The 12,702-nt window shown below is 59.4% G+C and carries 19 protein-coding genes; 9 read left to right on the top strand and 10 right to left on the bottom strand.

Annotated features, from left to right (window positions below; translation table 11 throughout):
- Positions 1-89: 89 nt before the first annotated feature.
- The 3 genes from NAC44_RS09420 to NAC44_RS09410 all read left to right on the top strand — a co-directional run bounded on the left by NAC44_RS09420 (position 90) and on the right by NAC44_RS09410 (position 2,304).
- Positions 90-1,106, top strand: coding sequence for an NADP-dependent oxidoreductase (locus NAC44_RS09420; protein WP_250940155.1), 1,017 nt, complete (start codon positions 90-92; stop codon positions 1,104-1,106).
- A 74-nt stretch (positions 1,107-1,180) separates the two neighbouring features.
- A complete protein-coding gene (locus NAC44_RS09415) occupies positions 1,181-1,483 on the top strand; it encodes a putative quinol monooxygenase (RefSeq protein ID WP_250940154.1) in 303 nt (100 codons plus the stop codon).
- Positions 1,484-1,668: 185 nt separating this feature from the next.
- Entirely contained in the window at positions 1,669-2,304 is a 636-nt protein-coding gene (locus tag NAC44_RS09410) for a TetR/AcrR family transcriptional regulator (protein ID WP_250940153.1), read from the top strand.
- A gap of 167 nt (positions 2,305-2,471) precedes the next feature.
- On the opposite strand, the gene NAC44_RS09405 is transcribed toward NAC44_RS09410, so the two are convergent.
- Positions 2,472-3,053, bottom strand: a complete 582-nt coding sequence (locus NAC44_RS09405; RefSeq protein WP_274706843.1) for a LysR substrate-binding domain-containing protein — start codon at positions 3,051-3,053, stop codon at positions 2,472-2,474.
- Positions 3,054-3,344: 291 nt separating this feature from the next.
- Between NAC44_RS09405 and NAC44_RS09400 the strand changes: the two genes are divergently transcribed.
- Genes NAC44_RS09400 through NAC44_RS09390 form a run of 3 tightly spaced genes read left to right on the top strand, consistent with a single transcriptional unit; the run spans position 3,345 to position 5,369 of the window.
- The gene (locus NAC44_RS09400; protein WP_250940151.1) at positions 3,345-3,986 is read left to right on the top strand and encodes a DUF2239 family protein; all 642 of its coding nucleotides are present in this window, start codon (positions 3,345-3,347) and stop codon (positions 3,984-3,986) included.
- A 22-nt stretch (positions 3,987-4,008) separates the two neighbouring features.
- Positions 4,009-4,464 carry a DUF1330 domain-containing protein gene (locus NAC44_RS09395; RefSeq protein WP_250940150.1) on the top strand — a complete coding sequence of 152 codons (456 nt, stop codon included), beginning with the start codon at positions 4,009-4,011 and terminating at the stop codon, positions 4,462-4,464.
- Positions 4,461-5,369, top strand: coding sequence for an alpha/beta fold hydrolase (locus tag NAC44_RS09390; protein WP_250940149.1), 909 nt, complete (start codon positions 4,461-4,463; stop codon positions 5,367-5,369). The genes NAC44_RS09395 and NAC44_RS09390 overlap by 4 nt, the downstream gene beginning before the upstream one ends.
- 23 nt (positions 5,370-5,392) lie before the next feature.
- Here the strand turns inward: NAC44_RS09390 and NAC44_RS09385 are convergent, their stop codons facing one another.
- Complete coding sequence (locus NAC44_RS09385) at positions 5,393-5,536, bottom strand: hypothetical protein (protein WP_250940148.1); 144 nt, start codon at positions 5,534-5,536, stop codon at positions 5,393-5,395.
- A 396-nt stretch (positions 5,537-5,932) separates the two neighbouring features.
- Between NAC44_RS09385 and NAC44_RS09380 the strand changes: the two genes are divergently transcribed.
- Entirely contained in the window at positions 5,933-6,493 is a 561-nt protein-coding gene (locus tag NAC44_RS09380; RefSeq protein WP_250940147.1) for a GNAT family N-acetyltransferase, read from the top strand.
- Positions 6,494-6,501: 8 nt separating this feature from the next.
- On the opposite strand, the gene NAC44_RS09375 is transcribed toward NAC44_RS09380, so the two are convergent.
- A complete protein-coding gene (locus NAC44_RS09375) occupies positions 6,502-6,963 on the bottom strand; it encodes a winged helix-turn-helix transcriptional regulator (RefSeq protein ID WP_250940146.1) in 462 nt (153 codons plus the stop codon).
- Here NAC44_RS09375 and NAC44_RS21425 point away from each other — a divergent pair.
- On the top strand, positions 6,951-7,097 hold the full coding sequence (locus tag NAC44_RS21425; RefSeq protein ID WP_420839910.1) for a hypothetical protein: 147 nt from the start codon (positions 6,951-6,953) through the stop codon (positions 7,095-7,097). The two genes, NAC44_RS09375 and NAC44_RS21425, sit on opposite strands and share 13 nt — an antisense overlap.
- Here NAC44_RS21425 and NAC44_RS09370 read toward each other — a convergent pair.
- Genes NAC44_RS09370 through NAC44_RS09360 form a run of 3 tightly spaced genes read right to left on the bottom strand, consistent with a single transcriptional unit; the run spans position 7,061 to position 8,823 of the window.
- The gene (locus NAC44_RS09370; RefSeq protein WP_250940145.1) at positions 7,061-7,924 is read right to left on the bottom strand and encodes an MBL fold metallo-hydrolase; all 864 of its coding nucleotides are present in this window, start codon (positions 7,922-7,924) and stop codon (positions 7,061-7,063) included. The genes NAC44_RS21425 and NAC44_RS09370 overlap by 37 nt on opposite strands.
- 20 nt (positions 7,925-7,944) lie before the next feature.
- Positions 7,945-8,271, bottom strand: a complete 327-nt coding sequence (locus tag NAC44_RS09365) for a hypothetical protein (RefSeq protein WP_250940144.1) — start codon at positions 8,269-8,271, stop codon at positions 7,945-7,947.
- A 6-nt stretch (positions 8,272-8,277) separates the two neighbouring features.
- Positions 8,278-8,823 (bottom strand): sugar ABC transporter, encoded by a 546-nt coding sequence (locus tag NAC44_RS09360; RefSeq protein WP_250940143.1) that lies wholly within the window; start codon positions 8,821-8,823, stop codon positions 8,278-8,280.
- A 136-nt stretch (positions 8,824-8,959) separates the two neighbouring features.
- On the opposite strand from NAC44_RS09360, the gene NAC44_RS09355 reads away from it, so the two are divergent.
- The gene (locus NAC44_RS09355; protein WP_250940142.1) at positions 8,960-9,859 is read left to right on the top strand and encodes a LysR substrate-binding domain-containing protein; all 900 of its coding nucleotides are present in this window, start codon (positions 8,960-8,962) and stop codon (positions 9,857-9,859) included.
- Between the two features lie 57 nt (positions 9,860-9,916).
- Here NAC44_RS09355 and NAC44_RS09350 read toward each other — a convergent pair whose 3' ends face one another.
- From NAC44_RS09350 to NAC44_RS09335, 4 genes are all read right to left on the bottom strand, one after another.
- Positions 9,917-10,264, bottom strand: coding sequence for a serine hydrolase (locus NAC44_RS09350; protein ID WP_338022079.1), 348 nt, complete (start codon positions 10,262-10,264; stop codon positions 9,917-9,919).
- Positions 10,265-10,648: 384 nt separating this feature from the next.
- Positions 10,649-11,428 carry an ABC transporter permease gene (locus tag NAC44_RS09345; protein ID WP_250940140.1) on the bottom strand — a complete coding sequence of 260 codons (780 nt, stop codon included), beginning with the start codon at positions 11,426-11,428 and terminating at the stop codon, positions 10,649-10,651.
- Positions 11,425-12,264, bottom strand: coding sequence for an ABC transporter ATP-binding protein (locus NAC44_RS09340; protein ID WP_250940139.1), 840 nt, complete (start codon positions 12,262-12,264; stop codon positions 11,425-11,427). The genes NAC44_RS09345 and NAC44_RS09340 overlap by 4 nt, the downstream gene beginning before the upstream one ends.
- The gene (locus NAC44_RS09335; protein WP_250940138.1) at positions 12,261-12,695 is read right to left on the bottom strand and encodes a GlcG/HbpS family heme-binding protein; all 435 of its coding nucleotides are present in this window, start codon (positions 12,693-12,695) and stop codon (positions 12,261-12,263) included. Before NAC44_RS09335 ends, NAC44_RS09340 begins: the two co-directional genes overlap by 4 nt.
- Positions 12,696-12,702 lie beyond the last annotated feature (7 nt).

Below are 12,702 nucleotides of genomic sequence, written 5' to 3'. Positions count from 1 at the left end.
CACTATTATTGCGAATTCGAGAGCCATTATCAATCACGATGGCAGTCGCTAGATCCGGTCGACGAAACCAGCGATGGAAAGCAAAAGCCATGACCGAAATGATGAAAGCCGTACGCCTACACGAATTTGGTGGCCCTGAGGTCCTACGGTACGAAGATGTCCCGCGACCGGTGCCCGGTGCGGATGAAGTGCTTGTTCGGGTACATGCAGCGAGCATCAATCCCCCGGATCTTTACCTGCGCGACGGCTACCGCGCGCTTCCACCCGAATGGCGACCTAGCCCGGACTTCCCGTTGATACTCGGGACCGATATCTCGGGTGTCGTGGCTGCGGTCGGCGAACACGTTTCAGGGTTCAGCATGGGCGACGAAGTCTTTTCAATGGTGCGTTTTCCGCATGATTTGATGACTGGCAGCAATGCCTATGCCGACTATGTCAAAGTCCCGGCGGTCGACCTCGCGAAGAAGCCTGCCGGCATCGACCACATTCAGGCCGCCGGTGCTCCGATGTCGCTGCTCACGGCATGGCAGTTTCTTGTTGAGCTTGGCCATGACGCACCCAATCCATTCCAGGACTTTGACCATGCGCCGATCGCGCTTGAAGGAAAAACCGTGCTGGTCAATGGCGCCGGCGGCGGCGTTGGTCACCTGGCGGTTCAGGTGGCCAAATGGAAGGGCGCCCACGTCATTGCCGTCGCATCGGGCAAACATGAAAGCGTGCTGCGCGATCTCGGTGCCGATGCCTTCATCGACTATACCAGACAGCCCGCAGAAACGGTTGCGCACGACATCGATCTGGTCATCGATGCTGTGGGCGGCTCCCGCATGGAACGGTTTCTCAGCGTGGTCAAGGACAACGGCGCGCTCTATCTCGTCAATCCGCTCGGCTTTTCCGGCCGTAAGGAGGCGGCAAGACGCGGGATCACCGTTTCCACGACACAGGTGCGCTCCAACGGTGCGCAGTTGGCAGAGGCCGGACGTCTGCTGGACGAGGGGACGGTCCGGGTCGTCATTGATAGCCAGTTTCCGCTTCCAGAGGCGTCTGCCGCGCATGAGCGGGCATCAAAGGGCGGTATTCAGGGCAAGATCGTCCTCATTGCCAAGTGACCTCATCGCCAGATGAATTCCGGTTTCCCTGAGCACAAGCCAGTCAGGGAGACCCAAATCATAGGAAGCCTCGAATGATCATTGTCACCGGATACATGCATGTCGACCCCGCCGATCTGGCGGCATTCAGGGCCGACCTGAAAACGCTCGCGTTGGCCACGCGCCAGCGTGAGGGCAACATCTCCTATGACGCCGCCTTGGATGATCGTGAAAACGGACGGCTGCTTATCGTGGAACGATGGGCGGACCAAGCAGCGCTGACGGCTCATCTTGAAGCCGAAGACACGCTGGCTTTCGTCAATCGCTGGCGGGGACGCATGCGCGGCGACATCCGCAAATATGATGCCTCGAACGAGCGGGAACTTGGCGAGGAGTGACTTTCAGGCAAGCCGTGACAGATTCGCCGCGTCCGTAGGTACCCCGGCTGGTCGGGCAGTGGTGCCGGGGTCGGAGGATTTCAGACCCGCTACGCTCATGTTGGCTCCACGACGATATGCTAAAGTCGCCAGGTGATCGGGCAACTTATATCTGATGGTCTGGACTATCATGTGGAGTCAACAGCATGCGGGAATGGCCGGAAAACCATCCGAAGGCCAAAGCTATGGCGAAGCGACGGAGGCAGATCATCGATGCCGCAAAACTCTGTTTCGTTCGAACTGGTTATGCCGGTACCACGATGGAAGCGGTCGCCGACGCGGCTGGCATTTCTCTCATGACGCTCTACAGGTTCGCTGAAGGCAAGGAGGATCTCTTTGCGGTGGCGATCAGCGATGCCTGCCGCGCGCGCGATGAAGACGAGCGAGAATATTACGAAGGACTCGTGTACTTGCCGGTTCGCGAGCTGCTGATGAGCAACGCGGTTCAGATGCGCATGAAGATCCTGCACGCGGACAGCATTGCGCTCATGCGCCTGGTTATCGCGGAAGCCGTAAGCTTTCCGAATCTGCTACCGCTCGCTTACAAGGCATTCTTGGAACACTTCGAAACGTTGGCGTCGCAAGTCATCAGGATTGGATTTCCCGAGGATTCAGGAGATGTTGACGCCCTCTCGCGCATCTACGTGGACTGTCTACTTGGCGCGGATGTGCTTCGCATGTTGCTGGGCGACAACCGACCACCGGATGCCCATGATCTCGCTAAAGCTCAATTGGCGACCGACACCGTGTTGAACTTGATGGCGGTGCGATCCGGGTCATAGACGGCGTTTATGCGTTATCGGCTCGTGCTTTCAATGAAGGCGGAATCGGTCGTGCGGGCCTTTTGCCAAAGGTCGAGATTGTCTAGAGGATCTGTAATTTCGGTCCTGGGCACGACGCCAACCGAGCGCACGAACGTGAATTCGCCGTCGAGCGCGTTGGGGGATGGTCATCGAAGCGTTCTTCGTTCCCGGAGCGCTTGTTTGAACAGCTCAAAGGCCGCAGTCCCGTTTCGGTTGGGATAATAGAGGTGATAGCCCGCGAACGGCTTGCACCAGGGTTCCAGAAGGCGGATGAGACTGCCATCGGCCAATTGGGCTGCAACGAGGTCTTCCAGGATGTACAGGATCCCGAAACCTTCGGTGGCTGCGGCGATCAGCAGGTCCGCGTCGTTGAAGACGGGGCCGCGCCCAGGGATAACTGTCACAGCGCGGCCCCTGCGCTCGAATGACCATGGAGAGAGATTGCCGTCGGCGTCGCCATAGGACACGCAGCGATGCTTGCTGAGCTCAGAGGGTTCTGATGGCGGCGCATGGGCGGCCAGATAGTCAGGCGAGGCCACAACCGCAATCCGAAGCTTTGGACCGATGGCCAGCGCGATCATATCCTTCTCCAGCCGCTCGCCAAGCCTGATGCCCGCATCAAAGCGGCCTGCCACTATATCGATCATCGCACCCTCCACACAGACCTCCACTTCAATGCCCGGATACCAGCGACTGCAGGGCCTTGCGGGTGAAGGCGATGCCGGCATTCGGATTGTCGTTTTTCCGCTTGATATCAAGGCGCGTAGCAGAGCCGTGTCACCGCCGGGAACATGGCATTTCATATGCTCAAGGCTGGTTCTTGGTGATCATCAGTGAAACGAAATCCATCATGGATCAGATCGCGGCATGTTCCGAAGATCAGGATGCACCGAGGTCCAGATTTTCGGCGAGAACGGTGTCAAGCGAATCGAGAAAAAAGGCATAATATTTTACCCGGATCGAATTGACTAAGGCATTTTACCCGGGTATTAATCGGGCGATCCATAAGTGAGCATCCCATGTCCGATCCTACTCTCAAGACCTGCACGGCATTTGTCGGGCATCGATTGCTGCTCTCAGGTCCCCTTCCTGACGTGGCCCTGGCCGTACGGCAATCGACCGGCGAGGCGGACATGGTTCTCGTTTTCGACGACGCAACGGGTCGCATCGTCGATCTCGACCTGCGTGGCAGCAACGCCGATATTCTTGAACGGATTTCCCAGCCCCCCGCGACCTATGCGGGGCGCTATCGCCCCAATATCGATGCGATATCGACCCCCCAGGGATTGGACGAAGCCCAGAGCCAGAAAACCCGAGGTCGACCGAAGTTGGGAGTCGTCGCGCGCGAGGTCACCTTGCTGCCCCGGCAGTGGGACTGGCTGACGAACCAGCCCGGCGGGGCGTCGGCGACGCTGAGGCGTCTCGTCGACGAAGCGCGTAAAACAGCGAGCCCCCGCCAGCAGAGGCAGGCGGCGCAAGAGGCTGCGTATCAATTCATGCAGGCGATCGCGGGAGATCTGCCCGGATACGAAGACGCGACCCGGGCCCTCTTCGCCGACGATCGGACATCATTGGAACAACAGGTCGCTACGTGGCCTGAAGACATCCGCACCTATGCGCTGCGTCTCGCCTTCGGCGCGGGCGAGAACCAAAGTGCTTAACCCGCCATTCAACGGAACACCGATGACCAGAGCCGACCCCATTTCCTACCTCGAACCGACACAGGAGGCTGGCCGCAGGTTCGTACAGCGCAACCTTGCCGGTCCCGTCGTGATGCTCAACCTGCTGCGCTTCAGGGGTGTCGCCGATTATTCGGACCACCCTGAGCTGGCACCTTCCAGGCCGATCAGCGGTGCTGAGGCCTTCAATCTCTATGTTGAGCACACGCTGCCCTTCTTACGAGAAACCGGCGGCGATATCCTCTTTCTCGGCCATGGCGGTCCCTTCCTGATCGGACCGGCCGATGAACATTGGGATCTGGCGATGATGATCAGGCAGGCCAGTGCTGCGTCCTTCCTCTCCTTCGCCAGCCATAAGGGCTATCTCGCTGGACTTGGTCACCGCACAGCGGCGGTGACGGATTCTCGACTTCTGCCATTGTCCGAAATGGCGCTACCCGCCGCAGGAGCGAGGCCATGAATATTGCAAAGGCCAATGGCATCGAGCTCGCGTGGGACAGTTTCGGCCATGCCGATGCGGAACCGATCCTGCTGATTTCGGGGCTTGGAACGCAGATGATCCGCTGGTCCGAGCCTTTCTGTACAGGGCTGGCCGCACGAGGCTATCGCGTGATCCGTTTCGACAACCGCGATGCGGGCCGCTCGACGCATTTCAGCGCTTCGCCCGCGCCGGATTTCGGCGCGCTCGCAACTGCCCTGATGGCCGGGCGCAGACCTGATGTGCCGTATACGCTTGACGACATGGCAGCGGATGCGATCGGCCTGCTTGATGCGCTCGGGATTGCCAAGGCGCATGTCGTCGGGCGCTCAATGGGGGGAATGATCGCGCAGGTTCTCGCGAGCAATCATGCGGATCGGGTCCTTTCGCTGACGTCGATCATGTCAAGCACCGGCAATCCGGTCCTGCCGCAGGCGGCACCCGATGTCATGGCGATGATGATGCGCCCTGCGCCTGATCCTGTGATCGATCCGGAAGGCTTTCTCGCGGTGCGCCTCGCGTTCGCGCGCAGAATCGCCGGGACGGGTTATTCCTTCGATGAAGAGGCTCATCGCGCCATTCTCCTTGATGAAGTAACGCGTTGCTACGATCCAGGAGGCACTGCGCGGCAGATGGCTGCCATGGCGGTCGCTGGAGACCGGCGCGCACGCCTTGCAAACATCACGGTCCCGGCACTTGTCATCCACGGCACAGATGATCCATTGGTCCCGCCCGCCTGCGGTCAGGATACGGCACGCTCCATACCGAACGCAGTCTACCTGCCGATCGAGGGCATGGGTCATGATTTGCCACGAGACGTTGAAGAACGGACCATCAACGCGATCTGCAACGTGATAGCAGGCCAATCGTCAGCTGAAGGAACCTGACCATGGCCTTGCGCCAGTCAACTTTACGAGGTCACAACCGGGCCAACAATGGCCTGGCCAAATGTTTCGCAGACGGACTGGACGTCGTTGATGTCATGCGGAACCGGCAGAGCATCCATGGCCCGGAAAAAGCGGTCATGGCGTGCGGGTGTCGATATCAACATCACGCGCGCCACGCCTCCCATCGCGGAAAAGCCATGGGTGACGCCTTTGGCAACGAAGAGCCGATCTCCCGCACGCCGGCCTCCGTCCGACGCGGCTCAATCAAACGTTCCCAAATCGAGCAGACATGGTGCCCAGGGTGCGCGCTTTCGCTGATCACATATGCGCTCACTTTCGCTGAACAGAAGTCGTCATCGCGGTCGACATCGTCATGACCATGAGCAACTGGCGGCCTTTGCACGCCATACTGCTCGACGGGGGGCAATTGGTGTCTTACAGCAGCCCGTTTGCTCCGATGACCTCGCCGCCGGACGCTGGCGACGTTGTTCGAGCGTGAGCTGCAAAAGCCTGATCGAGTCTCGTCGTCTTGCACCGCATACACATTCGGAAAGGAAGTAAGCATGGCATTCCCAAAAGCAGAACTGACTTTGATCGACGACACGTCAAAGCCGCATCGCCTGACACTGCGCCCACGCCGTCCGTCCGACGCTGACGCCTTATTTTTAACAATGGCCGATCCAGAGATGATGCGGTGGTGGTCTCGCGCACCTTTTGAGTATGTCGAGGATCTGCGGGAGTATTTCGCCAACGACGATCAATCGAACTGGCGCTCATGGGCGATTGTACGGTCAGGTGAAGAGCTTGCCGTTGGCTTCGTGGCGGCAGGCCAGAAACGCGAAGGTGTTTCCGAGATCGGCTATCTGCTTGCGCGCGAAGCACAGGGGCATGGGTATGCACGTGAAGCTGTCGCCATGCTGATCGACCAATTATTCGCCGAGGGACAACGGCGCATTTTCGCCGATACCGATCCGGACAACCAGCCGTCGATCGCGCTGTTGACGAGGCTCGGCTTCACGCTGGAGGGGCGCCTGCGGGCCGAATGGCAGACGCATATCGGCGTTCGGGATTCTCTGATTTACGGGCTTCTGGCGGAGGAATGGTCATGCCGGACTGCGGGATAGTCCGCGCCCTAACTTTGGCCGGAACGGACTGCATAGGACTTTGCGCTTTCGCATCCCCGTGAGAGCCGCCAGGTCATTAACGCGTCGGCGCCGCGACCTGGCCGCACGCCGAAATGATCCCTCTCGACTGGCTCGCTCGTTTCCCGATTGACGGTAATCAATTTGACGCCTTGGCCCGTTCGCCTGTCGATGAAGTCGAGAGGCTGTCCGTCGAGGTTGGACAGGTTCCACTGGTCGCCGATCTGCACCATTGCCTGCATGAGGAGGCCGAAATCGCGACCTCTTCCGGTCGGCGGATATTCGAACCGATCGGGCCGTGTCTGATACTGCCGTCGCTCGACGAGCCCGTTTTGCTCCCGCAGTTTCAGCCGGTCCGACAGGGGGGCGTTGGTGACACCGCTCGATTGGCGCAGGTCGTCATAACGGCGAATGCCGAAGCAGAGCGCTGAAGGACTTCGTGTATGAAACAAATCAGGGATCGTCGTGCTGGTTTCTGGGCGATCTGGAGGACTTGGCAGGAAGTTGGTCTCACGTTCCCAAATACCCAACGAGCGTGAACACCTTCTGTCACGCATGTGGAGAATGCCGTGCTCGTTCCTCATAGGCGACGTGGTAATTTCCCCCCGTTCGCTCGATGCGCGCGAAACCGAGCTCACCAAGATGCATCCCGGCGATCAGAAGCCGTTCCGAACTGACCATATCCAGCAATCTCGATCGCGTCGCTGCGGCGAGATGCGTATCCTGATCGAACGCGATCGACACATCCGGCCGTGAGATCTGGATCTGAGGGAAATGGACTATGTCGCCCCAGACCAACAGGTTCTGGCCACCGGACTCAAGGCGGTAGCCGGTATGTCCTGCCGTATGACCAGGGAGCGGAACCGCCGTCATGCCGGGAAGCACGTCGCCGGTCTCGAACATGCGCAACCTGCCACGATAGGCAGCAAACGCCTGACGGGCGAAGATGAAGTTGCCATGGGCACGCTCGGGCGCGCGGCTCAGATTACCGTCATCCTGCCAGAACGCGACTTCCTGTTGAGACACGATGAGCTCGGCATTCGAGAATGCGGCTTCGCCGGAGGACTCGATCAGGCCGCCGACATGGTCGGGATGGGCGTGCGTCAACAGGATGGCGTCAACAGCGGCAGGCTGGATGCCCACCTGGGCGAGGTTGTCCTTCAGCCGGCCGCCCCATTGTTTGAAACCGCCCGCGCCGGCATCGATCAGGACCGTGCGACCACCTCCGCGCACCAGATAGCAGTTGATGTGGATAGCGGTGTGATCTGGTATCCCCGCATTCTCCTGCATTTGAGAGGCATCGTCAGCATCGATATTCGAGAGTAGGCCGAAACTGGCGTGGAGATAGCCGTCACTGATGGCTGTGAGGGTCAGGTCGCCAACCGTCTGGCTGGGAAAATCGGTCATCGTCATGGTTTTTCTCTGGCGTGAGTTCAGTTGCGTGCGTGGATGCTCGACGCTTCGTAGCCGAAGCAGCGAATGCGCGCGGTCAGATCGGTGCTGCACTGAATGACGTCGTCCAATTCCATCATGAACCGGTCCATCACGGCCATTGTCCGGAACGGTTCGAGGCGATACTGGATCTCGACAAAGGCCGGATGCCCCCGGCCATGCCGAACGGTGACAAAAATGACATGCACATTCTCCAAGGCCGCCCGAAGGATGCCGGTGCAGAGCGCTATGCATCGCTCCGTGAGCGCCACGAGCGTCTCCTCCGGCGGCATCCTGTCTTGCGAGATGTAGAGGGTGACATTGGGCATCGACGTTCACCGCGCGCTGGCGGAGGCGACGTCATCGCCGTTCGTCAATTGCGGCGTCATCGGCGCATAGAGGTGAACATCGTCCGGCAGATGTCCGATATCTCCGATCACGTCGCGACCTGCTTTCGCGAGCCAGCGATGTTCCGGGAACTTCTCCATGGCGACCGCATGCATTGCATAGGGCGTTACGCCCAATTGGCGCAGCGGATGAGGGCCTGTTGTGCTCAGCATCAGATATTCGGTTTCGCCGACGGCCGGGGCGCGCTCGACGCCCTCATACAGGTTCCGATGCCAATCGGTGATGTGTTGCTGCCAGCGGGCGAAGTTACCGCCGCCCTTCTGGCGATATTCCTCGCCGGTCAGAATATCGAGGCCGTCGATCGAATGGAGAGCGAGGTAGATGGGACAGCCGCCTCTCAACGCCTTGAAACGCTGTGAGGTGTGAAAGCCGCTCACAGAAATCAGGGCGGGCAGCTTATCCAGGCTGTAAAACGCGTTCCACTCCGCCTCGCTGTGCGGGTCAGCAAAGCTGCATTCAACTGTATAGATCATCTTATCGCCTCCGGCTTTATTAGTCATTGATATTTTGTCATGATAGGAGGCGAATGATCCAATGGATATCGATATTGGGTCACCCTTTAATGATCTAATGTCAAGCTGGAGTCGATCGAACCCGTGGAGGCCGCCGATGCGCCGTAAAATTCCCAGCAATTCCGCTCTCATGGCGTTCGAGGCATCGGCGCGTCATGGCAGCTTCGCGCGCGCAGCGGACGAGCTGGCACTGACCGAAGGAGCAATCAGCCGCCAGATCGGTCGGCTGGAGGCTTTCCTCGGCGTGACGCTGTTCGAGCGCGTCGGCAACCGTGTCAGGCTTCTGCCAAGCGGGGAGCGGTATGCCGTCCAGGTTCGCGAGTCTCTCGACCGGCTGGAGCGTGACAGCCAGTATCTGATGGGGCAGCCCAGCGATGGCGCCAGCATCGATATCGCCACGATCCCGACTTTCGCCACGCGATGGCTCATTCCCCGCCTTGGGCGATTTCAGGAGCGCCACCCGAACATCATTGTGCATATTGCCGAACGAATGGAACCATTTGTGCTCGCCGGAAGCGGTTTCGACGCCGCCATCCATTTCGAGCATCCCGCATGGACCGGAATGAGGACACACCGGTTGCTGCACGAAACGCTGGTGCCTGTCTGCCATCCGGCTCTTCTCGACAAAGCCGCAGGCGCGGCATCGCTCGACCATCTGCCACGTCTGCATCGTCGCCAGAACCCGGATGCCTGGCAGCGTTATGCGCAGGAGACCGGAATCACGCTGACCAATCCCGCGATCGGTCCATACTACGACCTCCACATCATGCTGATCGAGGCGGCTTTGGCGGGACTTGGCGTTGCACTGGTGCCGCGCCTCTATGTCGAGACGGAATTGGCGGAAGGTCGTCTGGTCGCGCCCTGGCCTGCAGGCCAGTCGATCTCCAAGACCTTCAGCCTGATCCTCCCAGAGCCGATCCAGTTGAGTGACGGTCCGATACAGGCGTTTGCGGATTGGCTGCTTTCGGAAGCGCACACTCTGCCCCGCAACAGCTAAGATGCTGGCTGCTCGATCGACAGCAGCCCTTCTGCCTCCGTTGGCAGGCTGTTTCGATTATGCGCTTCTCATAATAATGATGCGCGCGACTTCAGCCAAAACTGCTTCCTGATCAGTCACGGAGCCGCGCGCCCTGCCGAGATAAGCAGCGACGACGATGGGAGGACGATTGGGTGGAAAGAGCCCGCCGATATGGTTGGTCGCGCTTCCTTCCCACGTCCCGGGCTTGTTCGCGATCCGCCACCCCGCCGGCAAACCAGCCAGCAGGCGCTGTGCGGCTGCATCTCTGGACGCCATCATCCACTCGGTCAGGTGCGCCCGCAACGTCGGCGACAGAGCGGAGCCGAGCGCTAGGCTAGATGCTTCACTTGCCTTGTTTAACTGCCGAGTTGCATCGGACCTTATGGCGGGCCGACGGTTCGCGTCCCTTCAAGCGCTGGAATACATGGAATCACTCCGCTTTAGTCTCCCGCACCAAGCGGGAGACTAAAGTCGCTCCGCGGCTTGATCCTAATGACGCAGATGTGGGCATCCTATAGATGAGCCTGCAGTTCCGGCCGTTCGACCATTAAGAACCTTCTCTACGGCTTGCGAAAGAAGGTCTCTGCGTGTCGACAGTGAATAGATATCCTCGGCGAAGGCAAATTTTGCGTAGCTTTCTGGTGTATACGGGTATCCATTTGCGGGATCCAATGCCATTTCCTAACCTCATACGTTTCGAGTGGAAGACACACATCTTCCTTCGCGGACGTTGCGTCCCCGTTTCGAAGATGTGATCTGGCCTGAAACTTAGTTCAGAGCGAATTCCTGTTTTCGATTGGCCCAGCCGCAGACGCGCCGTTCGATGACGGCGAAGACGGCGTAGAGCGAAATCCCGAGTATCGCGAGCGCGAAAAGCCCTGCAAAGGCAAGCGGCACATCAAAGCTCGAAGTTGCCATCATCATCACGGTTCCGATACCTCGGTTTGCGGCAACCGTTTCCGAAAGGACCGTTCCGACGAAGGCAAGCGTGATTGCAACCTTGAGAGAAGCGAAGAAATAGGGCATGGCCCGCGGCAGCCCGACATTCCACAGCACCTGGAGGCGGGTTGCCCCGAGCGCTTTCAGAACGTCCTCCATCTCTGGCTCAGTTGTGGCAAGGCCGGTCGCGACGTTGACGACGATTGGGAAAATGCAGGTCGTCAGCGCAGTCAGAACAGCCGGAACCGTTCCAGAGCCGAACCATAGGACAAAGATCGGTACCACTGCCACCTTGGGGATTGACGAGAACCCGACCAGCAGGGGATAGGCCGTGTTGTAGGCGGTTCGCGAAATTCCGACAAAGGCACCAAGTGCCAGCCCAGCCACGGTTCCGAGCAGGAATCCGATCATCGTTGTCGCGAGCGTCTGTAGGATGTGTGGCCACAAGGCTGGCATCTGCACGAAAAGCGTCGAGAAGATTGCGCTCGGTCGCGGCAATACGATCGGACTGACCTGCAGGACAATGCAAGCAACCTCCCAGACCACGAACAGCGCGACAATCAAGCCGGCCGCCTTCAAGTTTTCCTGTGATTTTCTGGAGATACTCATGCCGTTATCTCCTTGCTCTGACGGGCTGCGAAGATCATGCGACGCAGATCGTTCGTCAGGTCGGTGAATTCGGTTTCAAACGTTGTTTCGAGCGTGCGTGGCCGGGCAAATTCCACCCTCCGATCTTCGGTAACGCGGCCGGGGCGCGCGCTCATGACGAGAATTCGGCTGGCAAGAAATGCCGCCTCCCGCAGGTCATGGGTTACCAGGAAGACGGTGGGTTTGGTTTCGATCCAGAGATCCTGCAGCACGGACCAAAGTTCCTCGCGGGTAAACTGGTCGAGCGCACCGAACGGTTCGTCCAGCATGAGCAGTTGAGGCGCGTGAATAAGCGCGCGGCACAGATTTGCACGTTGAAGCATCCCGCCGGAAAGCTCCCAAGGCCGACGGTCGCCAAAGCCGGTAAGGCCCACCTTAGCGAGAAGCGCGTCGGCCCGATCGCGGAAAGCGGTGTGCTTGTCGCGCCGGAAAGTATCAGCGTAGGGTTTCACGATCTTGAGTGGCAGCATGATATTCTGCCGTATCGTCAGCCAGGGCAGCATGGTCGGGTTCTGGAAGGCCATGCCGATCCCGACGTGCTCGGCGCCCACCTCCCGGCCTGCAACGAACACCATGCCTTCAGTCGGACGGAGCAGGCCGGCGACGAGCTTCAGTATCGTCGACTTTCCACAGCCGGATGGACCCACCATTGCCACAAAGTCACCGGGATGAACCACCAGATTGGTCCGATCTAGGGCAAGGAAAGCATCGTCTCCCTGGCCGAACCGGACCTGCACGTTTTCAAGCTGTACAATTCTTTTTGTAGAGTGTGGTGCGAGATCGTTCGTGGCTATCATTCCGACGTGCCTCCGTTCATATGACGGTTGAAGGCAGCGACCGCTACCTCCGCGATCTTTAGATCCTGTTCACCCGTGCCGGAGCCCACTCCTATGCCGCCCACAATATGGCCATTGGCAATCAGTGGGAGGCCCCCGAACAGGTTGGTCATCCTTCCGGATGTCGCTTCCGCAAGCAGAAGGGCTTTGTCGGCGGCAATACCGCCGGTGGGTTCTCCTGTTGTCGCAGCGGTCATCGCCTTGCGGGTGGCGCTTTCGATGGAGAGCACGCGGGAACCATCCATCCGGACAAAAGCCATGAGATTGCAGCCTTCGTCGACGATAGCGATGCATTGCGGCACTGACAGTTCCGTCGCCGCGGCGACCGCCGCATTCAGGACGAGCAACGCGCCCTCGTGTGAGAGCTTGAGGGCAGGGCGGATGGCGGGCATGGGCGGA

The organism is Allorhizobium sonneratiae (assembly GCF_023700755.1).
GTDB classification, from domain to species: Bacteria; Pseudomonadota; Alphaproteobacteria; order Rhizobiales; family Rhizobiaceae; genus Allorhizobium; species Allorhizobium sonneratiae.
This window is presented reverse-complemented; position numbering and strand designations above follow the sequence as displayed.